Annotated in this window: 18 protein-coding genes; 10 read left to right on the forward strand and 8 right to left on the reverse strand. The window is 38.4% G+C overall.

What is annotated here, in order from left to right; translation table 11 throughout:
- Window positions 1–17 precede the first annotated feature (17 nt).
- The 3 genes from ABD676_RS04240 (at window position 18) to ABD676_RS04250 (ending at window position 2,869) form a co-directional block, all read left to right on the forward strand.
- Window positions 18–770, forward strand: coding sequence for an aspartate/glutamate racemase family protein (locus ABD676_RS04240; RefSeq protein WP_344673425.1), 753 nt, complete (start codon window positions 18–20; stop codon window positions 768–770).
- Window positions 771–858: 88 nt separating this feature from the next.
- Window positions 859–1,365, forward strand: a complete 507-nt coding sequence (locus ABD676_RS04245) for an ecotin family protein (RefSeq protein WP_344673426.1) — start codon at window positions 859–861, stop codon at window positions 1,363–1,365.
- 94 nt (window positions 1,366–1,459) lie between these two features.
- On the forward strand, window positions 1,460–2,869 hold the full coding sequence (locus ABD676_RS04250; protein WP_344673427.1) for an aldehyde dehydrogenase family protein: 1,410 nt from the start codon (window positions 1,460–1,462) through the stop codon (window positions 2,867–2,869).
- A gap of 7 nt (window positions 2,870–2,876) precedes the next feature.
- Here the strand turns inward: ABD676_RS04250 and ABD676_RS04255 are convergent, their stop codons facing one another.
- The 4 genes from ABD676_RS04255 to ABD676_RS04270 form a co-directional block, all read right to left on the reverse strand.
- Window positions 2,877–3,230 carry a Rieske (2Fe-2S) protein gene (locus ABD676_RS04255; protein WP_344673428.1) on the reverse strand — a complete coding sequence of 118 codons (354 nt, stop codon included), beginning with the start codon at window positions 3,228–3,230 and terminating at the stop codon, window positions 2,877–2,879.
- Window positions 3,231–3,379: 149 nt separating this feature from the next.
- Window positions 3,380–5,185 carry a translational GTPase TypA gene (gene typA / locus ABD676_RS04260; RefSeq protein WP_344673429.1) on the reverse strand — a complete coding sequence of 602 codons (1,806 nt, stop codon included), beginning with the start codon at window positions 5,183–5,185 and terminating at the stop codon, window positions 3,380–3,382.
- A 912-nt stretch (window positions 5,186–6,097) separates the two neighbouring features.
- Window positions 6,098–7,288: a glycine C-acetyltransferase gene (gene kbl / locus ABD676_RS04265; protein ID WP_344673430.1), complete on the reverse strand. Its 1,191-nt coding sequence runs from the start codon at window positions 7,286–7,288 to the stop codon at window positions 6,098–6,100.
- Window positions 7,289–8,016: 728 nt separating this feature from the next.
- Window positions 8,017–8,427, reverse strand: coding sequence for a DUF2147 domain-containing protein (locus ABD676_RS04270; protein WP_344673431.1), 411 nt, complete (start codon window positions 8,425–8,427; stop codon window positions 8,017–8,019).
- A 151-nt stretch (window positions 8,428–8,578) separates the two neighbouring features.
- Here ABD676_RS04270 and ABD676_RS04275 point away from each other — a divergent pair, with 151 nt between their 5' ends.
- Entirely contained in the window at window positions 8,579–8,926 is a 348-nt protein-coding gene (locus ABD676_RS04275; RefSeq protein ID WP_344673432.1) for a phage holin family protein, read from the forward strand.
- Between the two features lie 188 nt (window positions 8,927–9,114).
- Window positions 9,115–10,239, forward strand: a complete 1,125-nt coding sequence (locus ABD676_RS04280) for a YARHG domain-containing protein (protein ID WP_344673433.1) — start codon at window positions 9,115–9,117, stop codon at window positions 10,237–10,239.
- A gap of 65 nt (window positions 10,240–10,304) precedes the next feature.
- Here the strand turns inward: ABD676_RS04280 and ABD676_RS04285 are convergent, their stop codons facing one another.
- The 3 genes from ABD676_RS04285 to ABD676_RS04295 form a co-directional block, all read right to left on the reverse strand.
- The gene (locus tag ABD676_RS04285) at window positions 10,305–11,717 is read right to left on the reverse strand and encodes a PepSY-associated TM helix domain-containing protein (RefSeq protein ID WP_344673434.1); all 1,413 of its coding nucleotides are present in this window, start codon (window positions 11,715–11,717) and stop codon (window positions 10,305–10,307) included.
- An 84-nt stretch (window positions 11,718–11,801) separates the two neighbouring features.
- The gene (locus ABD676_RS04290) at window positions 11,802–13,160 is read right to left on the reverse strand and encodes a hypothetical protein (RefSeq protein ID WP_344673435.1); all 1,359 of its coding nucleotides are present in this window, start codon (window positions 13,158–13,160) and stop codon (window positions 11,802–11,804) included.
- 16 nt (window positions 13,161–13,176) lie between these two features.
- Entirely contained in the window at window positions 13,177–15,585 is a 2,409-nt protein-coding gene (locus tag ABD676_RS04295; RefSeq protein ID WP_344673436.1) for a TonB-dependent receptor, read from the reverse strand.
- A gap of 89 nt (window positions 15,586–15,674) precedes the next feature.
- On the opposite strand from ABD676_RS04295, the gene ABD676_RS04300 reads away from it, so the two are divergent.
- The 4 genes from ABD676_RS04300 to coaBC all read left to right on the forward strand — a co-directional run bounded on the left by ABD676_RS04300 (window position 15,675) and on the right by coaBC (window position 19,330).
- Window positions 15,675–16,622 carry an AraC family transcriptional regulator gene (locus ABD676_RS04300; protein WP_344673437.1) on the forward strand — a complete coding sequence of 316 codons (948 nt, stop codon included), beginning with the start codon at window positions 15,675–15,677 and terminating at the stop codon, window positions 16,620–16,622.
- Window positions 16,623–16,839: 217 nt separating this feature from the next.
- On the forward strand, window positions 16,840–17,763 hold the full coding sequence (locus ABD676_RS04305; RefSeq protein ID WP_344673438.1) for an outer membrane protein assembly factor BamD: 924 nt from the start codon (window positions 16,840–16,842) through the stop codon (window positions 17,761–17,763).
- A 25-nt stretch (window positions 17,764–17,788) separates the two neighbouring features.
- Window positions 17,789–18,115: a DNA-directed RNA polymerase subunit omega gene (locus tag ABD676_RS04310; RefSeq protein WP_344673439.1), complete on the forward strand. Its 327-nt coding sequence runs from the start codon at window positions 17,789–17,791 to the stop codon at window positions 18,113–18,115.
- A 9-nt stretch (window positions 18,116–18,124) separates the two neighbouring features.
- The gene (gene coaBC, locus ABD676_RS04315) at window positions 18,125–19,330 is read left to right on the forward strand and encodes a bifunctional phosphopantothenoylcysteine decarboxylase/phosphopantothenate--cysteine ligase CoaBC (RefSeq protein WP_344673440.1); all 1,206 of its coding nucleotides are present in this window, start codon (window positions 18,125–18,127) and stop codon (window positions 19,328–19,330) included.
- Here coaBC and ABD676_RS04320 read toward each other — a convergent pair.
- Window positions 19,327–20,694, reverse strand: coding sequence for a methyltransferase RsmF C-terminal domain-like protein (locus ABD676_RS04320; RefSeq protein ID WP_344673441.1), 1,368 nt, complete (start codon window positions 20,692–20,694; stop codon window positions 19,327–19,329). The two genes, coaBC and ABD676_RS04320, sit on opposite strands and share 4 nt — an antisense overlap.
- A 60-nt stretch (window positions 20,695–20,754) precedes the next feature.
- On the opposite strand from ABD676_RS04320, the gene ABD676_RS04325 reads away from it, so the two are divergent.
- A complete protein-coding gene (locus ABD676_RS04325; RefSeq protein ID WP_344673442.1) occupies window positions 20,755–21,141 on the forward strand; it encodes an SRPBCC domain-containing protein in 387 nt (128 codons plus the stop codon).
- Window positions 21,142–21,400: the final 259 nt, after the last annotated feature.

Below are 21,400 nucleotides of genomic sequence, written 5' to 3' on the forward strand. Positions count from 1 at the left end.
AATAAAAATATAGAACCATGATTGGAATTGTAGGTGGTGTCGGCCCTCTAGCGGGGGTAGATATTGTAAAAAAGATAATCGAAGAGACAAATGCCCGTAAAGACCAAGACCATTTGCCGGTTTTATTGTCTTCACAAGCGAACCGCATCAAGGATCGCACAGAATACCTCTTGGGAAGAGAACCCATCAATCCTGGCCATGCCCTAGCGGAGATAACCTATGAACTGGAACGTGCAGGGGCTACCGTAGCTGCTATTCCTTGTAATACAGCACATTCGCCTAGAATCTTTGAGGTGATCTTAGAGGATTTAGCTAAAAATAATGCACAGATAAAGCTGCTCAACATGATTGAGGAAACCGCTAAATTTATCAAGCAGCATTATGAGCACAGCCAAATCGGGGTGCTTTCCACTACAGGAACCCGAAGCACGGGTCTTTATAAAAATATATTGGAGTGCTTTGAATTGAATTGCATTGAACCCAATGATGATTTGCAAGAAAAAATTCATGCAGCTATCTATGATGAAACCTATGGTATCAAAGCCATTTCTTCACCTGTTACCAATCGCGCCCACGATGAATTAGTAAGTGCTATTCATGACTTAAAAACACAAGGCGCCCAGGTCATTATCCTTGGTTGTACTGAGCTTCCACTAGCACTTCGCGAAAAATCATATTTCGGATTACCGGTAATTGACCCAAATAGAATTTTGGCAAGAGCACTCATTAACGAATTAGATGCAAGTAAATTAATTCCATTCCAAGATTAAACCTTTTGGACTTCCTAGGCTCTTATGTACAGTTAATGCGTGGTAAAGCTGTCAATACACACATAAACTCATAAAAGAAATGAACAACATGAAAAAGAAGATCCTTCAATTAGCAACAGCCTTATTTTTAGGCTTAGGTATGATGACAAATATGGCCATGGCACAACAAACAATTGTAAAAGTAAATACGAATATTTTCCCTGCTCCTGAAAAAGGATATAAGAAAATGGTTATTGAAGTGCCCTATTCAAACAATGATCAAAACAAGAAAATTGAATTTGCCATTGGAAAGATGATGGAAGTCGATGGTTGTAATTCCTATGGATTACAAGGAACATTGGAGAAGAAGGATTTGCAAGGTTGGGGATATGAATACTACGTGTTCAAAACTAAAGGCGAAATCATTAGCACGCAGATGGCTTGCCCGGATATGCCAAAACGTAATTTATTCGTATCCAATCAAGGGACTACCTTAAACTACAACGGCAGAATGCCTGTGGTTATTTATGTTCCTGAAGAATATGATGTACAATTCAAAATCTATACTGCCGACAACGATGTTTACATAGCATCCGAAGCTCAGGATAAGAAATAGAAAATTTTACATACCTATGAAAACAAATCAAACCTGGGCAAATTTTTGTCCAGGTTTTTTTCCGATATTACCATAAATCACAATCGCGACCCATATGCCCTATAATAGTCTTTCTGAAATCGATGCTATATACAATAAACAGCTTCAGTACACCCTTGAAGCTCGAAACTTGTCAGTGGCTAAGCGTGTCGCTTTTTTGAAGAAACTATTAGCAAAGATTCGGGTCGAGGAACAGGCTATTGAGAAAGCTTTATATGATGACTTTCACAAGTCGGCAATTGAATCCGGCATAACGGAAATTCTTGCCGTTGAAATGGAACTCAAGCATATTATTAAGCACCTTCCAAAATGGGCAAAGGACAAATCAGTCGCTTGGTCGGCTATGTTTGCCAATAACAAGGCTTACCTTCATTATGAACCAAAAGGTAATGTCCTCATCATGACGCCCTGGAACTACCCCTTTCAATTGCCTATGGTGCATTTGGCGGCAAGTATTGCTGCTGGCAACACCAGCATTCTTAAGCTCTCGGAATTTGCCGAACATACCAACCAAGTCATCCGTAAAATCCTTACAGAGATATTTTCCGAAGCACATGTAGCCGTTGTGGAAGGCGCAGTAGAAGAAAGCTCGCATTTATTAGCCCTTCGCTTTGACCACATTCATTTTACAGGATCTCCGACAGTAGGTAAGATTGTGATGGAAGCTGCTAGCAAACATTTGGCTGATATCACCTTAGAATTAGGGGGTAAATCCCCTGCCATTGTGGATAAACATGTGAATATCCGCAGGGTGGTAAAGAACCTGATTTGGGCAAAATACGTCAATGCAGGACAAACCTGTATAGCACCTGATTATTTATTTGTACATCGACATATACGTGGTGAATTTGAATCGATATTTCGGGAAGAACTAATGGAAGCTTTCGGAAAGGATGCTTTAAATTCTCCAGATTACGCACGTATCATCAATAAAAAACATTTTGAAAGATTGACCTCGGCTCTTGAAAGTGCCAAAAGCTTAGGTGCTCAGGTATTAGCAGGCGGAAATTATTTGGAAAAAGAGCTGTACATTGAACCTACCTTAATTACAAATGTAGCTGAAAACAATACCTTAATGCAGGAAGAGATCTTTGGCCCTATTTTCCCGGTATGTTATTACAGTCAGATCGATGAGGTATTGGCCAGTATTCGTAAGAAGGAAAAACCCCTGGCACTCTACGTCTTTTCCAAAGATAATTTATTCAACAAGCATGTTATTCGATACAGCTCTGCTGGATCGACTTGTGTAAATGATGCCCTGATTCAAATCATGCATCCTAATTTACCTTTTGGTGGTGTTAACAACTCAGGGATTGGACAGTCTACAGGTAAGTACGGTTTCAAAGCCTTCTCTCATGAACGCGCCGTTGCAAAATCAATTGGCTATCCCCTATCTGCCATGTTCTGGTATCCTTATACGGAAAAAACACAACGCTTCTTGCAGTTAATCAGAAAGCTATTCTAAAATAGAATTAGCCAAATATCTTATCCCAAAGGCTTCGTTTAATGCCTACATAGTAGTCATCTCCTTCTTTTTTTAGGGGATACATGCGGATGTAATTACCTTGTTTCTCTGTCCCTTTGCCTGTAACAATATCAAATTCATGCCTATGGAAAGGACAGATTAATTTATGCCCTTCACACCAACCTTTGGTCAGGTCGGCACCCGCATGAGGACAACGGCTGGAAGTAACCGATAAAACATCATCCTGGCGAATTAAACACAGCTTTTTACCCGCCACATGCAGGGCTTTAACATAATTACGGGTATCATCAATCTTTACCGGCACCTTATGCCAGGTTAAATCATCATTTTCCTCTTCCATACCCTAAATCTCCTGTTTTTTATCCATATTCAAAAACTTGAATTTCATCGAAGCTAAATAACTATCCCCAACAACAAAAGCCAACATATACCAAAAGCGGCTATCCTGTTGAGATAGCCGCCTTTTAGATTTTATAAGTCAGGTAAAGACTAAACGAATTTCTTCGAGTTAACTTTACGTTCGTTTTCTGTCAAGTAAATCTTACGAAGACGCATGCTTTGAGGAGTTACCTCGATGTACTCATCTGCTTGGATGTATTCCATACATTCTTCTAAAGAGAATTTGATAGCCGGAGCGATACGTGTGTTGTCATCAGAACCCGAAGCACGCATGTTTGTTAACTGCTTACCTTTCGTAACGTTGATAGTCAAATCGTTATCACGGATATGCTCACCTAAGATTTGTCCTTCATAAATATCCACTCCTGGATCTACGAAGAAACGTCCGCGGTCTTGTAATTTATCAATAGAGTATGCAGTTGTAGAACCTGTATCTAAGGAAATCAATACCCCAGCTAAACGTCCAGGGATAGTACCTTTCCAAGGCTCATAACCTTTCAAACGGTGCGCCATTACAGCCTCACCAGCAGTCGCTGTCAATACGTTGTTACGAAGTCCGATGATACCACGCGATGGAATAGAGAATTCCAAGTGTTGCATATCACCTTTCGTTTCCATCACTAATAATTCACCTTTACGTTGAGTAACCAACTCGATAACTTTACCAGAAACTTCTGCAGGAACATCTACTACCAATTCTTCGATAGGCTCATGTTTCTGACCATTGATTTCTTTAACGATTACCTGTGGCTGACCTACTTGCAATTCATATCCTTCACGACGCATGGTCTCGATCAATACCGATAAGTGAAGAATACCACGTCCATAAACTAACCATTGATCAGGAGATTCAGTAGGAACAACGCGTAATGCTAAGTTCTTCTCTAATTCTTTCTGTAAACGGTCATGAATGTGACGAGAAGTAACGAATTTACCTTCTTTACCAAAGAAAGGTGAGTTATTGATCGTGAACAACATGTTCATTGTTGGCTCATCGATGTGCATTACTTCTAATTGTTCTGGATTTTCAAAATCAGCAATCGTATCACCGATTTCAAAACCCTCAATACCTACTACAGCAACGATATCACCTGCATGACATTCAGTTACTTTTACACGTCCTAGTCCTTCAAATAATTGAAGTTCTTTCACACGTGATTTAACGATTTTACCATCACGTTTTACTAAGGAAACCGGTTGGTTTTCTTTAATAGTACCACGTGCGATACGACCAATAGCGATACGACCTACGAAAGTCGAATAGTCTAATGATGTAACCTGCATTTGTAGGGTACCTTCAGATATCTGAGGTGCAGGGATATGTTCGATGATTGCATCTAACAATTCGGTGAAGTCCGTCGTTGGTTTAGTCCAATCTTTAGACATCCATCCTTGTTTAGAAGAACCGTATAATACAGGAAAATCTAATTGATCTTCTGTAGCACCTAAGCTAAAGAAAAGGTCAAATACATTTTCGTATACTTCTTCAGGGCGACAGTTTTCTTTGTCAACCTTGTTTACTACAACAATAGGTTTGATACCTAAGGCTAAAGCCTTACCGGTTACGAAACGGGTTTGAGGCATTGGACCTTCAAAGGCATCTACTAATAATACAACACCATCAGCCATTTTCAATACACGCTCAACCTCACCACCGAAATCGGCGTGACCTGGAGTATCAATAATGTTGATCTTTGTGTCTTTATATTTGACAGATACGTTCTTAGATACAATCGTAATACCACGCTCACGTTCCAAATCATTGTTGTCCAGGATTAATTCTCCTGAATTCTCATTGTCTCTGAATTGGTTGGTGAAGTGTAAGATTTTATCAACTAGGGTAGTTTTACCGTGGTCAACGTGCGCTATAATCGCAATGTTTCTGATATTCTGCATCGAGCAATTGTGTATTATTTAAAATAAGAGGTGCAAAGATAACTATTTATCACCTCAATATTCAGAAATTTTTGTTAATATTTTATTAGGCGACTGTTGCCTTTTGATTAATTTTCAATTACTTGAGTGTTAAGCCGCAACATTCAAGCCCTCACTAAAACCTCGACTTTCTTCTTCTAATCACGGTTAAACGTTTATTATCCGCACTCGCCATTATTTTTTATTTTGCCCGATAACAGCCTTTCAAAGCGGTTTTTTACATCAGTTATTCCTTAAATCAACCATCGATCAAAACACAATAAAAACCGCTGATGTAACAAAAAGTCGCGTTTTTAGACAGGGAATATATCAATTGGGATAAAATAAGTTAAGCATCTATGTGTCGATTAGTAGGTTTATCGAACAATCCTGGTGCACTTTTCAACAATGGTTTTACCTGCCTAATCTAATTTCATCAATAAAACGGATAGCAACAATCTTCAAGCTGAATAATGCGTCTTCCAACTCCTTATGTTTCGTGCATTCAACAAGGATTCATCGATCATTTTTCCAAATTATTGCTTCGATACTCTCGCGGAATTTCTACGAATCTGATAGGGATCTTCTTCGGATCTCGTTCGCTTCTAACCGAACGAGATCCGAAGGAGTTCCGAACAAGTTCCGAAGGAGATCCGAAGAAGTACCAAAGAAAACTGGTGAAAAAGACATGAGATATGAGACCGCTACGCTATTAGATGTGAGACAAAAAACATCAGAATTAGCCGCGGAAAATTAGGTATATCGGGGTTATTCAGTTATAAAAAAACTTCTTGAATAACGGATAGGTCAAAAACAGAAAAAGGGAATATCCTTTTGGACATTCCCCTTTTCTTAAGGTTTTTATTTATTGAAATATAATAAATATAAATCGGCTTATTTAATAACGCCTAATTCTTTACCAACTTTCGTAAATGCAGCGATAGCTTTATCCAAGTGTTCAATTTCATGTCCTGCAGAAATTTGTACACGGATACGTGCTTTTCCTTGAGGAACCACTGGATAGTAGAAACCGATTACATAAATACCTTCGTCTAACATCTTAGCCGCAAATTCTTGTGCTAATTTGGCATCGTAAAGCATCACCGGAACGATTGGGTGGAAACCTGGCTTGATATCAAATCCAGCTTCTGTCATCTTCTCACGGAAATACTGCGTGTTGTTTTCTAATTTATCACGCAATTCTGTTGTTTCACTTAACATATCCAATACGGCTACTGAAGCACCAGCAATTGCAGGAGCCAAGGTATTCGAGAATAAGTAAGGACGCGAACGCTGACGCAGCATGTCGATAATTTCTTTTTTACCAGAAGTAAAACCACCAGATGCACCACCTAAGGCTTTTCCTAATGTACCAGTAATAATATCAACACGGTCGATTACATTAAACAATTCATGTGTACCACGACCTGTTTTACCGATGAAACCTGAACAGTGTGACTCATCAATCATCACCAATGCTTCATATTTATCAGCTAGATCACAGATTTTATCAAGCGGAGCAACAGAACCATCCATAGAGAATGCACCGTCCGTAACGATGATTCTATGACGCGCACCGGAAGCAGCTTGTAATTGTGCTTCAAGATCTGCCATATCGCAGTTTTTATAACGGAATCGTTGTGCTTTACACAAACGCACCCCATCAATAATGGAAGCGTGGTTAAGCTCATCGGAAATAATCGCATCTTCAGCGGAGAACAATGGTTCAAATACACCACCGTTAGCATCAAATGCAGCAGCATAAAGAATGGTGTCTTCCGTACCCAAGAATTTAGAAAGTTTAGCTTCTAATTCTTTGTGCACATCCTGCGTTCCACAAATGAAACGAACAGAAGACATACCATATCCATGCGAATCAATGCTAGCCTTAGCAGCCTCAATTACTTTCGGATGTGAAGAAAGTCCTAAATAGTTGTTAGCACAGAAGTTAATTACTTCCTGTCCAGTGCTTACTTTAATATCAGCACCTTGAGGAGTAACAATAATACGCTCTTCTTTATATAAACCAGCATCTTTGATGTCTGCCAATTCTTTTTCTAAAGCAGGCTTTAAAGTTTTATACATAGCAATTCATTTTGTTAAGCTAAGATAAGTGTTTTTTATCAGTACCCCATTACGAAATCGTTTGTTTGAAATGTGAGTGTGAGATATGAGACCGCTGCGCTATTAGATATGAGATGTGAGATTTGAGATAGTAATGGGGATAAAAAAAGGGAGATATTTAAACGGTCGAAGCATGCTTCGACCCTACGGTTAGGGTTGATTAGGTTTAATATTTCACGAGTGTTTGTAGGGTCGATGCATGCATCGACCGCAATAAAATATTATTACCACAGGTTCTCTAAAGCAATTCTGATTTTCAGATGAGTGGTTTCTTCGGCCAGCCTCAGAATGACCTGATCTTGAGGGGGGAATCAGAGACTCTTCGCGCTGCTCTGAGTTGTAAATGACGTTACTGCTACGCCGCCAATAGGTCTTTATACTATATACTTTCTACTAAATACCGCCCGCAGGGCTAAGACTCTTCGCGCTGCTCTGAGTTGTAAATGACGTTACTGCTACCCCGCCAATTGGTCTTTATACTATATACTTTCTACTAATAACCCCCACAGGGCTAAGACTCTTCGCTCTGCTCTGTGTTGTAAGTGGTAAAACGCCTACCGATTCTTTTTTCGAATTTATTATCTAACAGCGAAGCGGTCTCACATCTCATATCTAACAGTGAAACGGTCTCAAAAAAAAAGCTGCTCAAAAAATGAGCAGCCTTTCCTTTTGTTTGTTGTTTACTTAAATTATTTAATTCTTTTCCAGGTTTCAGAACGTCCAAGCAGACTAATTCCGATATAACCACGGATATCAAGCTGATCATTTCCTTTCAAGGTCATTTTACAGCTGTATGTTTTACCTGACTTAGGGTCATAGATGGTGCCATCTACGTAAGTTTTGCTTTCCTTTTTAAAGTTGCTGAGGATTTCTAGGCCTTGGATATTGCGGTTCCGTTGTGCAGGATCTGGATTCTTAGCATCCTTTTTACCAGAGTCTTTGATCCAATACAATTTCCCGAAAAATTTATCGCCTTTTTTATAAATTTCGATCCTTCCTTCCCCACTTGGGTTTTCCCACTTACCTAATATTGGATCTGCTTGTGCAAATACAGCAACTGCTATAAATAGCGCACAAAGGGTCATCAGTAGCTTTTTCATAACCTTCTTGTTTAAAATTGTAGAGTGAATATACAATATTTTTCTATGTTAGCATAATATTATTTTTGTTACCAAAAAAAATGACAACCTTAAAAAGCCCTTATTGGCATCAATTTTGACCATTTTGGGTGTCAGACACAACAAATTAGTTATGAGATTCATTATTAGTCTATTAGTTACAGGATTAGTCGTTGCTTTAGCTTCTTTAATTGTCCCAGGCGTACAGGTAGCAGGGTTTGGATGGGCAATTGTAACAGGTTTAGTAATAGGCTTGGTAAACGCCATAGTTGGTGGTATCCTGCGTTTATTCACTTTCCCTTTAAACTGGTTAACATTCGGATTGGTATCCTTCATCATAACGGTATTGATGATTATGCTTTCGGATAAAATCATGGGAACGAAATTCGAGGTTGATGGGTTTCTACCTGCCCTCTTATTTGCAATTGTAGTTGCCGTAATTGAAATGATTATCGGTAAAATGACTGCAGACAAAAACTAATTGCTGGGATAAGACCTAGTCATTAAACATTTATCACACTGTTCGTCATCCAGTATGTGGCTTGCTATGTAGCTTGGATGATAAAAAGAAATTACCGTTATTCGGAAATTTTTTAAACCATGAAAGGACTTGCCTATTTTAATTCGCAAGTCCTTTCTTTTATGCTATTCACCTTAGAAACGCTTATTATGAGATCAATCCTTAGAATTCTTCTCCTATTTACCATCTTCTTGAGTTTGCAAACTTGGGCATTTGCCAATGATGGTGCATTTTATGCTTCCGGGAATCAATTGATACCTATTGTTGAAACGGATATTCAAGTACGCAAGGAGATTCTAAGCCTGAAGAAAATAGAAAATGAATGGGTCGAAGTCACTGTTTATTATGAGTTCTTTAATCCTAAAAAGACAAACAAGGAACTTGTTGTTGGATTTGAGGCCTTTTCCCCAGAGGGTGATGTAGATGGTGCTCCCGTGGAAGGAAAACACCCATATATGAAAGATTTCAAGGTTAATCTGAATGATAAAAGCCTGCCGTTCCAAGTGGCTTATGTGGCTGACAGCAATTACGTGAAACAAGGAATTATCAAATCGGTCGATTTACGTAAATTCTCAGGAAACAAAGATGGTAATTATGTTGATTTCTTTTATGTGTATCATTTCAAAGCGACTTTTAAACCGGGCATCAACAAATTGAAACATACGTATAGGTATAAACTTTCGGGTTCAATAGATCTGAATTATCAATTTGAATATATTTTGACGGCAGCGAACCGTTGGGCCAATAAACAAATCGATGATTTCACCTTGATATTGGATATGGGATCATACGAAACATTCCAGATCAATAAATCATTCTTCCAAAATGCGAAAGAATGGGATCTTCAAGGCCGTGGAAAACACAGCGATGTGGCAAAGAGCAATAACCCGATTATGGAAAGCGATGCTGTAAAATTCCAAATTCAAGAAGGTAAGCTAGTATTTAAGAAAAAGAACTTTAGACCAAAAGGCGAATTATACGTGTACAACTTCAATAACTGGGGGAATGGAAATATCCTGTATCCGGAGGAAGGCTATATCGCCTATTCCATTCATCAGCAACCAGACTTAACTGAAAAGAGTAAATACAAGGCTGATGAAAAGAAGATCCTTCGGAATCTACCATTTGCTAGAAGAGGTTATGTTTTTCAGGATAAGTTATTGAAAGATTATTATGAGAATACAGATTGGTATTTAGCAAACCCGAATTATCAGGTTGACCGGTCTAAGTTGACCAATAAAGAAAAGGCTTGGTTGAAGGAATTGGATCAATAATCAATAAATAAAAACAGGCAAGGTTCAATGATTGGAACCTTGCCTGTTTTTTTATGTGTATGCAGTTACTTGGCTGCCTTTGGTTTCTTCTTCATCTTATTTAACCAAATCATCACCCCAGTAACCGGAAGTGAAGTGGCGATTAGACAGGAAATGAAATACAACAATTTACTGAAAGGCCCATAGATATCACCAATATGCAAGGCTTTAATGGATGCAGAAGCACGTTCATTAAATGGTTTTTCACGGAAAATATCTTTCTCAATTGCCTCCCCCGTATATTGGTCCAAAGTCAATTTATCCCCTGCTGATGGCGCAAAGAATCCTACTCTATTCTTACTGATCGATAAAGTGCCAAGGCTATCCTTTGGGAAATTGATGCTGATATCACCATCGTAAGGCAATATTTTATTGACAGCTAATATGGTCTCTTCAATACTTAATGGTTGTTTACCATCTAATGGTAAAACAGATTGAAGTGGCTTTTTCTCTTCTTTTGGCGCATCAGGGGACTTATAAGTTCCCCAAGTCTTTTGCCAACCAGCACGATACCAATCGAATGACCAGAAAGGACCTGTAACAGCCATTAGGAACAAGATAATACAACTATAAAAACCAAGGGTATTGTGTAAATCATGGTTCACTCGTTTCCAATTGGCCGTCCAACGGATCTTCAGACCATTCTTCCATGAACGAATCTTATTTGGGAACCAGATCACCATTCCGGTAATAACACCTAAAAGAAACAACAAAGTAGCTGTGCCTGTAATCCAAGATCCTAATTTGCGGTTCTCCACACCATCAATAATTGGTTCTTCGATTTCATTTAGCAATAACCAGCGGTGTAAGCCAAACATCTTTTGCATAAATTCTGCTGTCTTCGTCTTTTCATCCGAAGGATCTCCGATAGCTTCTCCTGTATATGGATTAACAGCAAATTGATTAGCACGAGGACCACGCCCTCCAGCAGGACCTGCAGGTGCTTTTTTTTCTTTTGATGGTTTACCTTCAGACTTTACTTCGTTTCCTTTGGCTACTTCTTCATTGGATTTTTCGGACTTATTCGCTTCTTTTTCTGCTTTAGGACTAGCTGTAGCGTTATTGCCTTCCTTTTCTTTGGATGGTTCTCCTTTATTTCCTTTTGACTCTTTCCCTTCTTCCTTTTCCTTTTTAGTAAACAGAACAGAAGTGGTTGCATTGTCAGCAAAAGGAATCTTTATACCAACAATCTTACCCTTAATCTCAGGTTTTACTTTGGCAAGTAATTCATCGGGATTCAGCTTCTCTCCATCAGCTTTTACCTTGAAATACTTGGGTTGTGCCAATGTTCTAATCTCCGTATTGTACACATAGATTGTACCTGTTAAACAGACAATTAGCACAACGATTCCCGATATTAATCCTCCCCATAAGTGAATATCATTTAGGAATTTCCGGACTTTCATCCAGTTTGTTTTTTGTTGTTTTGGTTTACTCATTTTCTCTTCTACTGAATTATTTTTTAAAACCAAAAATCAGGTAGATCTTCAATCCACCTGATTTTCTGGCTTTATATAGGCATCTTAGAATGTTCCGATATAGTGGTTTCCTGGTTTGTTTGCTAGTTTAGCACCCGGTTTAACCTCTCCTGTTTTTCTGTTAATAACATAGATTCGTCCCTCTTTACCAACTGGCGCATAGGTTAAATACACGTCATCACCATCAACAGCAATACCTTGATGTTGGAAATAATATACATCTACATCATCTGGTAAATCTAACTTGGTTGCTGTTTTAGCATTCAAATCAACGCGTGCAGCATAACTTTGTTGTTGATTTGCATCGAATTTGGAAGCAGACGCACCATCATGCGTATAGAGCACATAAGCAATACCATCGCCTACATATCTCCAACACTCGATGTATGATCCTTTTACTTTTAAGGCAGCGTCTAAGCTGAATACGTAAGAATTATCATATTCATTATTTTGACCAATTCTTAAGATATGCGATCCTTTATCGTCACGTTGCGTAGCTTGGTAGATCATTCCATCATTTCCTAGGAAAGCATTGAAGCTACGGTATCCATTTGTACTACCGTTAGAAATGGTTGAGCTAATTACCTTAGGGTTTTCCAATGAAGGATAATCAACAACTACGGATTTAGAACTTAAAGCAGGGTAAGGATTTTTATCTCCGGCACCAGTTTTAGGATCGTGCTTTCCACTAGCAAAACCAATGATTAATTTATTACCTGCTTTGTTAAGTACTGGAGCATCCAAACGACTGATGTAATATCCCTTTGCCTCTTCTTCAGCAGAAAGTGGGATTTCATATTGCTTGTAATTCTTGATTAAGACGTTTTGTAGATCTAAGGCCAATACGGTTGAACGTCCTCTTGAGTATTTATACGTTGTTCCTTCGGTAACAGGTTTTACATCAGCTACATTGACAGCAACACCTGTTTTATCTCCATCAAACAATTTTACCCATCTTGGTGCTGTGGTAGCATATTGAGAGATATTGACGGTTACATCTTCTTGGACGAAGCTATTCCCGCCATTAATTTTAAATCTAGAAAACTCTCCACCGTTTTCACCTGCATATGCAATATTGAAAAGGACATTACCATCTTCCGAAGTTTGTAAACGTGCTGTACGATTAGATTTCATCTCTACACCATTTGTAAATGGATCAATGGTAAAGTTGAAATCTTTTGCATCTTTTGCGCTTACTGAAAACAATTTGGTACCACCGTTTCCATCACCTGGTTTACTTGTGGCTGATGTACCCATAACAGCACCTGCAACGGTAATCCATCTTCCATCGGGATTAGTTGTTGGTGGAACTATTTCAACTGCGGAGTCCTTACAACTCATAATGCTTAATGTGGATACTAATAATCCTATACTGGCTAGATAATTTAAAGATGTGAACTTCATGATATATTGTATTGAGTTAAAAATTATGTATGTTATAGTTTAATTTGATATAAAATGCTCTTCCGGGTTTTTGAACAGCAAAATTGTCGTAGGCTTGTTTGTTAAGAATGTTTTTGGCATCTATACTTATCACATATCTCTTGTTCGGGAAAAGATAGCTTGCACCCAAGTCTTGGATGAATTGCCTTGGTGTTTTGAAATCCTCGATAACTAGAGAAGTGGTATAAAATGACTCAACAAAGCCAGCTCCGTAATAGAAAGATAAGTTGGAGCCTTTCCCTACTACATCCTTCAATCCATATTGTGCTCCGGCATTGGCCGTGAAAAACGGTTCATTAGGAATCTGTTGATTATATTGTTCAAAGACTTTCCCGTTTTGATCATACTTCATTTTGAATAGGGTATTGAAGCGAGAAAGATTAAAAAATACCTGCAAGTCTTTATACTGGTATTTGAGTTCGGTTTCGAATCCTACAGATTGTGTTTTACCAATGTTCTCGAAAGGCTCCGTTTGGATCACATCATTAATTCTAGAGTTGATGCGACGAGCGATTTTATCTTTTGTATTTCTTAGGAAACCTGATCCGGTAATAGAAAAACGATGGTTTTGTTGAGCAAATGGACCTAAGCGGAAACCTAAATTTAGGTTATTGCTAATTTCTGGACGAATACCGAAATTCTCAATGATATTTTCACCAGGGCTACCAAACACTTCTCCTTCTGTAGGCATACGAACTGCCTTTTCTGCTGATGTAAGCAACATGATGGTCGGATTGAAAGCATAAGAAAGCGCCAAACCATATCCTGTTGTACTTTTTGTATTTCGATCCGTAACAATCTTTTTTACGGACTCGCCGTTCTCAGTCACCAATGTTGGATCCATACGGTCAACATTTTGTTGATAATATTTACCAAATACGGTTGAACGTAATTTTCCATTGATTAATTGGTTCTCATAAGCCAATGACAAGACATTCTTTTGCAAATCACGGGTACCGATAAATTCTCTTTCTAATACCGAACGCATATCATCACGTTGATCACGATCCACATCATAAAAGATGTTGTTCAAAATAAACTGATGTTGGTTGTTTAGCTGATAAGTTAATCCAGCTCGAGCTGTCAAAGTATTACGGTCGATATGGTTTAAGGTCCTAGGACCTTGTTGCGCACCTTGTGAAGTAAAAATTGGTTTACCGTCCAAGCCAAAGCTCTGCTCCCCAAACCAGTTGTAATAATGCGAAACAGTATCACTCACCAACTCATTGCGCATGCTATACATGGCATTCATGGTAAACTCTAAGCCCTCTACAAAAAGATTTTTCTTGGCATAACTTAAGCTTCCCACATGGGCATTGGATTTGGAGAATCTACCCTTGTATGGAATGGACATGTATGCTCCATGTTGGATCTCATTATAATCATCAGATCCGTTGTAGCCAATAAAGAATTGATCGGCCCATTTGACATCAGTGTAACCTAGTTCAATTCGACCTCCATAGGATTTATAGGCGTCGTTGAAGCGTTTGGCTTTTACAAACTCATAACGACCATTAGGAAGAATATTACGGACAAACTTGCCCCATACTTCATAATCGTTATCTGAATAATTATAGAATGCTGATCCCTTTACTGTAAAACCTGAGTTTTTCAAACGATACATTCCACTCAAGTTTGACTGGGTGGTATTAAATGATCCATAGGATACAGAAGCATTTAGGTTATTACTTTTCCCTTTTTTAAGTACCACATTGATCGCTCCTCCTAAAGCATCATCCGAAAGATGTGCTGGGATAACGCCCTTGTAAACTTCAATTCGTTCAATTAAGGCTGGAGGAATACTATTTAGGTTGAAAGAAGACCCAAAGGTAGATACCGGAATTCCATCAATTAGAATTCGAACAGAATTACCAGTCATACCATTCAAATTATAGCTGGTAGTTGATCCTAAACCACCATTCATCCGCACTCGAACACCTACAGTTTTGTCAAGTAACTCATTAGTTTGGAGGTTTCTAAGAGCTGCTTCTTTCGTTTCAATAACATTAACAGCAAATCCCTTTGTTTCAATATCCTTCTTCTCGGTATTCCGTACTACACGAACCTCATCTAAGCTAATATTTCCTTTTGGGTCGATGTGTATATGCAGGTCATGAACAGGACGATCAACCTTTAAGGAAACTTTCTTGTTTTTAATCTCTAGGGATGTTACCAAAATAATGTGCTTGCCATAGGGAACCTCATTTAAAATGTATTCTCCTTTTTCATTAGAAACACATAAAATTGTGCTGCCCTCAACACGAATAGTCGCATTGGAAACAGGCTTACCATCCAATAAATGCACGATCCCTTTAATATTTGCTTTTTGAGCAAAAAGGCAGGTCGTACAGAATAATAAGAGGAGGGTAAAGTAAATTTGTTTCATTATATCCGATTAATATCTTAGTTTTGGACATTCTTTAGAACTAGTCTAAATAACTTCGCTGCAAATGTAGAATTATTCTAAATAACAAAATGACGCAATCGGAAAAAAAAGCTAAACAATCGGAAATTATTAATGAGTCCTTGTCTATTCCAAAGGAAAACTTACTGGAATTAGGAACATTTATGTATTTCACGGTTCTAAAAGGAAGACAGCGTTTTAGCTTTACAACGCCGATCGAGGGATATTTAAATATTTTGTTGTGTGACAGTTCGGCCAATTGCACCTTTAGTATTCAATCTGAAAACTATTTAATCCAATCTGGTGAGAATATTCTGAAACCTGTTAACAAGGCCTCCTATTTAGAGTTCAAAAGTATGAGCTCTGAGAATAAAGTCCTGTTGATGTTAATACCTTCTGATCGTCTTCCTGCCTTTCATGTCAAGTATTTGGCAGATAAAAATCGTTTTCAACATGGGCTGCTCACAAAGGCAGATTCAAGGATTAATCTGTCCTTGCAACAAATTTTATCCCTATACGAAGAGGACTCTTACCTCAATCAACTGAAAATACAGAGTATACTCTTAGAAGTCTTGGTTCACCAGGTGGAAGGTCTTTATGCTGAAAATGAGAGTAAGGAGATCATTGTTAATAAGGACCATTACGATAAGATTCAATTGGTAAAGAAACTGATTGATGAGGATCTGTCAAAAAACCATAGTATTTCCGAGCTGGCAAAAGCAGTAGGGACTAACGAACAATACCTGAAGAAGTATTTTAAGCAGCATTTTGGAAAGACCGTGATGAATTACATTACAGAATCCAAGATGGAGCATGCCAAGAAGCTTATTCTAATGGGTAAATATCGGGTTTCTGATGTAGCAAGAATGACTGGATACAAGCATTCCACCCATTTTACCACGGCATTTAAAAAGTATTTTGGTATTATTCCAAACTCTTTAAGATATACCTTTTTGATTGCCCACGAGGGCGCACGGCTTCTTCCAGAAATCAGTAATTTCCTTCAAAACCTTCCATAAGTTATTCACTAATTATTTACCTGAGCGATAGGCTTGTTTTACGATAAAGAATGGTTGATGAAGTAGGATATTCAGACTGTTGACCAATTCTTTGACCTAATAGGATAGTTAAAGATTGTTAAATGCACAGCATCACGACTTTAGCTAAATTGAAATCAGCTATTTTCGCATTTTAAATATAATTGAAAATTAGTATTAATTGACGTATCTTTGTAAGATGTTTTTGAAGAATCATGTATTTAGCCTAATTGTCGGCATTTTTCTATTAGCTGGATTGAGTAGCTGTAAGAGCAAGTTTGAGAAAGTACGTGCGAGCAACAACATTCAAATGAAATATCAAGAAGCTGTGAAATACTACGAAAAAGGGAAGTATTCTAAAGCCTTGACTTTATTTGAAGATTTGGTGACCCGCTATAGAGGAACTGCTGAGGCGGAAGATTTATATTACTATACCGCTTATTCTAGTTATAGGTTAAAAGACTATATTTCTGCTCGTTATCACTTTAAACAATTCGCAGATAAGTACCCAAACAGCCAACGTGCTGAGGAGTGCCGTTTCATGTCTGCTTACTGTTTTTATTTGGATTCCCCTCGTTCTAACTTAGATCAGGAGAATACTAGAAAAGCTATCGAACAATTGCAATTGTTTGTGAACTTGTATCCAGAATCGGAGAAAGCAGAAGAAGCTGGTACACTGATTCAGGATCTTCGTGAGAAATTAGAGAAGAAAGCATTCGATAATGCCAAGCTATATTTTAATATGGGCTTGCCAGATGACTACCGTGCAGCGGTTATTGCCCTGGAGAATGTATTGAAGGTTTACCCAGATACAAAGCATTCCGAAGAAATTGAATACTTATTGGTAAAATCACAATATTTATTTGCTGACAACAGCTTACCGAGACGTCAAGAAGAGCGTTTCAACCAAATGTTGGATTATTACGAGACTTTCTCGGAGCATTATCCAGAAAGCAAGTACAACAATGAGTTGAAAAGTCTACGTAGCAGTGCAGAGCGTAAAATCACCACGGCGATTAAAATCGTAGAGGCTGATGAGAAAGCAAGAAAGAAATACGAAGAAGAACTTGGGGTTTCAAATCCAGGTACAGCTGCTGAAACAGCAAAAGAAAACGAACAATAATACGTAAATATCTATTCATTTAAATATGAGCCAAAATAAAAATACCGTTCCAAACACGACCGTAACGCGTGACTTAAGAGAGTTAGACAAAGGTACAGACAACTTGTACGAGTCTATCGTCATCATCAGTAAACGTGCGAATCAAATTGCAGTTGATGTAAAAGAAGAGCTTAATCAGAAATTATCTGAATTCGCTAGCAGCAATGACAATTTGGAAGAAGTGTTTGAAAACCGTGAGCAAATTGAGATCTCGAAGCATTACGAGCGCATGCCTAAACCTACATTAGTAGCTTTAGATGAGTTCTTACATGACAAAGTGTACTTTAGAAATCCTTCTAAAGAGCAAGATTAAGGAAATCTGATGTCTCTCAAGGACAAAAATATTGTAATTGGTATAAGCGGCAGTATTGCCGCTTATAAAATTGCAACCTTAGTAAGATTACTTCGTAAGGCTGAAGCTTCTGTACAGGTCATCATGACGGAAGAAGCCACTCAATTTATTACTCCACTTACACTTTCCACCCTTTCTAATCGTCCGGTTCTCGTAGATTATTACGAACAAAAAACCGGGGAATGGAATAATCATGTCCACATCGCCGAACAAGCTGATCTCATTGTGCTTGCTCCTGCTACCGCAAATACTTTAGCTAAATGCGCTCAAGGACTTTGTGATAACCTGCTTTTAGCAGTCTACCTTTCCGCAAAAGGTCCTGTGGCAATTGCACCTGCAATGGATTTAGATATGTGGAAGCATCCAGCTGTACAGCATAATATTGATCTTCTAAAGCAATATGGCCATCAGATAATCCCACCGGGTACTGGTGAATTAGCAAGTGGATTAGTTGGTGAAGGCCGATTAGCAGAACCAGAGGAAATCTTTGCTTTTATTACTAATCATTTTGAGAGCAATCTCCCATTAAAAGGTAAAAGAGCATTGGTATCTGCAGGTCCAACTTATGAGGCTATTGATCCTGTGCGCTTCATTGGGAATCATTCCAGTGGAAAGATGGGATATGCAATCGCCAAGCAATTACAAGCATTAGGAGCAGAAGTTACTTTGGTATCAGGTCCTACAGCATTGAATAGCCCGAGTCAAGTAAACCGTGTAGATGTAGTTTCAGCACAACAGATGTTCGAAGCAATGGATAAGCATTTCCAAGAATCGGATATTGTTGTTATGAGTGCTGCAGTTGCAGATTATACACCTGTTGAGGTGGCTGATCAGAAGATCAAAAAGAAAGCCGAAGACTTTAGTATCGACTTGAAAAAAACAACCGATATATTAGCAAGTCTTGGAAAACAGAAGCGTGATAATCAGACTTTAGTTGGATTCGCATTAGAAACCAATAATGAATTAGCGCATGCTAAAGATAAACTGGAACGGAAGAATCTAGACTTTATCGTATTGAATTCTATGCAAGACAAAGGTGCAGGATTCGCGCATAATACCAATAAAATCACCGTAATTAATCGTTCAGGCGAGGTTACATCTTACGAATTAAAATCAAAAGATGAGGTCGCAAAGGATATTTGCAACTTAATTATTCAAGAACAAAGCAAATCCTAAAGATTTGCTATCCGAATCTCCTTCGGATAATAATTGTTCACACGATTACCCAATACTTTTACCCATCCTAGCGTTTGTCCTTTATAATTGACCAAACTCCAGCCTTTCAGATTTTCTGGAAATAAGCTTGGATCTAGAGGTTCTTTACGTAGGAAGTTCTGCGCATCCTTTAAGTTCAGTTCTGTGGTCGGAATATCTTGCGATAAATGAATGCTCAAAGCCAAATCATGCGATGGTAAAAGCTCCTTACCTAACCATTTACCCACCATAGTACCCGCGTTCTTTAGATAGAGTACCTGCTGAGCTGCTTTAATATAAACTTCCAGCTCCTTAGGGAAGATATGAACGAAATCATGATGAACAAAAGTGCTGAATTGTTGATAATCCTTAATCCAATGCTTTAATGACTCAATTGGAACAGGAGACTTCTCTACCTTAAGCTTTTTGATATTAAACATCGGTTGAATTCCCTTGAAACGTAGAACTCCGACAAAGAAACCTTCGCCCCTGGTTTTATGTGGATAAAAGCGATAGCCTTTTGCTTCGTGTTTTTTAGATTGTGTTACTTCAATTCCCCAACTTTCCTCTATTGGGATACTAACACTTTCAAATTCGTACTCATCAATCAGCCAATCTAAGATTTGCTCATTCTCCTCTTCAGAATAAGAACAAGTAGAATAAATCAGGTATCCATGTGTCGCCAAACCTGGCATAACATCAGCTAAGATCCTTCGCTGTCTCTCACTACATAATTTTACATTAGCTTCTGACCATTCATCAATACTGTCCTCATCCTTTCGGAACATCCCAGATCCAGAACACGGTGCATCTACAACCATCAAATCAAAGAAACCTGGCAACCTCCTAAATGCTGTTGGATCATTATTGGTTACAATCGTATTAGAAAGCCCCCAGCGCATTAAATTATCCTCAAGGATATTTGCCCTAGCTTTGATGATTTCATTCGCTATAAGCAAGCTATCGGCCGATAAAACAGAATTTAACAGAGTTGACTTTCCTCCAGGTGCAGCACATAAATCCAATGCCTTGACTGTATCCTTATCCAATCCGAGTTCCTTAATAATTTGAGCCAAGAACATCGAAGACGCCTCTTGTACATAGTAACATCCAGCATGAAACAAAGGATCCAAGGTGAACTTAGGTCGCTCATCCAAATAATAAGCTTCCGGACACCAAGGCACAGCTTCCGATAATTTTAAATCTAAATCGACTGGTTTATACGGGTTCAGACGTACTGAGGTAAGCTTTAATCCGTTTTCATGGGCTTCTAGGAAAGCTTCTTGGTCAAAGAGTGGATTAACACCAAGCTTACGTACTAATGCATTAGGAAGAAAATTACTCATGCTTTTGCTAATAAATCTGCGTAAATTTACAGGAATTATCCAAATCCCTTTTTATATAGAATGAAAGATTTTAAAAAATATTATATCATACCCGCTGAACCCGAAGAATTATATAGAGCATTAACTACAGAAATCACCATTCGCTTATGGACAGGTGACCTAGTTGAAATTGATCCAACGGTTGGAGGGCAATTCTCTTTATGGGACGGAGCTATCCAAGGTAAATTCTTAGAGTTAGAACCTTTCACCAAAATCGTACAAGAGTGGTACTTCGGCGATCAAGAGGAACAATCTATTGTTACCCTTAAATTTCATGAACATAAAAAAGGAACTTCTTTAGAAGTTAAACAAACCAATATCCCTGATGAAGATTATGATGACCTAGTCGATGGTTGGAATAATACGTATATCGCCTCTTTATTGGAGTTTTATGAGGAAGAGGAATAGCCCTAGGGGCAGTATATAGTAGTTAGTATGGAGTAGTTAGACCGATTGGCGGGATAGAGAACCAATCAATGCTATTTCCAACTCAGAGCGAAGCGAAGAGTCTGAGCCCTGTGGGCAGTATATAGTAATTAGTATGGAGTAGTTAGACCTATTGGCGGGATAACAACACGCCGAACCCTATAGGAAGTAACCAATAACCAATACAGTTCCGGTACAATTCCTCCGATGACGGTAGGGTCATTGCATGCATCGACCGCCA

The organism is Sphingobacterium kyonggiense, from assembly GCF_039536825.1.
Taxonomy (GTDB): Bacteria; Bacteroidota; Bacteroidia; order Sphingobacteriales; family Sphingobacteriaceae; genus Sphingobacterium; species Sphingobacterium kyonggiense.

What these genes read in the sequence shown, in the direction of transcription:
- ABD676_RS04240 (WP_344673425.1), top strand. Translation starts at nt 18, where the DNA reads ATGATTGGAATTGTAGGTGGTGTCGGCCCTCTAGCGGGGGTAGATATT.
- ABD676_RS04245 (WP_344673426.1), top strand. Translation starts at nt 859, where the DNA reads ATGAAAAAGAAGATCCTTCAATTAGCAACAGCCTTATTTTTAGGCTTA.
- ABD676_RS04250 (WP_344673427.1), top strand. Translation starts at nt 1,460, where the DNA reads ATGCCCTATAATAGTCTTTCTGAAATCGATGCTATATACAATAAACAG.
- ABD676_RS04255 (WP_344673428.1), bottom strand. Translation starts at nt 3,230, where the DNA reads ATGGAAGAGGAAAATGATGATTTAACCTGGCATAAGGTGCCGGTAAAG.
- typA (WP_344673429.1), bottom strand. Translation starts at nt 5,185, where the DNA reads ATGCAGAATATCAGAAACATTGCGATTATAGCGCACGTTGACCACGGT.
- kbl (WP_344673430.1), bottom strand. Translation starts at nt 7,288, where the DNA reads ATGTATAAAACTTTAAAGCCTGCTTTAGAAAAAGAATTGGCAGACATC.
- ABD676_RS04270 (WP_344673431.1), bottom strand. Translation starts at nt 8,427, where the DNA reads ATGAAAAAGCTACTGATGACCCTTTGTGCGCTATTTATAGCAGTTGCT.
- ABD676_RS04275 (WP_344673432.1), top strand. Translation starts at nt 8,579, where the DNA reads ATGAGATTCATTATTAGTCTATTAGTTACAGGATTAGTCGTTGCTTTA.
- ABD676_RS04280 (WP_344673433.1), top strand. Translation starts at nt 9,115, where the DNA reads ATGAGATCAATCCTTAGAATTCTTCTCCTATTTACCATCTTCTTGAGT.
- ABD676_RS04285 (WP_344673434.1), bottom strand. Translation starts at nt 11,717, where the DNA reads ATGAGTAAACCAAAACAACAAAAAACAAACTGGATGAAAGTCCGGAAA.
- ABD676_RS04290 (WP_344673435.1), bottom strand. Translation starts at nt 13,160, where the DNA reads ATGAAGTTCACATCTTTAAATTATCTAGCCAGTATAGGATTATTAGTA.
- ABD676_RS04295 (WP_344673436.1), bottom strand. Translation starts at nt 15,585, where the DNA reads ATGAAACAAATTTACTTTACCCTCCTCTTATTATTCTGTACGACCTGC.
- ABD676_RS04300 (WP_344673437.1), top strand. Translation starts at nt 15,675, where the DNA reads ATGACGCAATCGGAAAAAAAAGCTAAACAATCGGAAATTATTAATGAG.
- ABD676_RS04305 (WP_344673438.1), top strand. Translation starts at nt 16,840, where the DNA reads ATGTTTTTGAAGAATCATGTATTTAGCCTAATTGTCGGCATTTTTCTA.
- ABD676_RS04310 (WP_344673439.1), top strand. Translation starts at nt 17,789, where the DNA reads ATGAGCCAAAATAAAAATACCGTTCCAAACACGACCGTAACGCGTGAC.
- coaBC (WP_344673440.1), top strand. Translation starts at nt 18,125, where the DNA reads ATGTCTCTCAAGGACAAAAATATTGTAATTGGTATAAGCGGCAGTATT.
- ABD676_RS04320 (WP_344673441.1), bottom strand. Translation starts at nt 20,694, where the DNA reads ATGAGTAATTTTCTTCCTAATGCATTAGTACGTAAGCTTGGTGTTAAT.
- ABD676_RS04325 (WP_344673442.1), top strand. Translation starts at nt 20,755, where the DNA reads ATGAAAGATTTTAAAAAATATTATATCATACCCGCTGAACCCGAAGAA.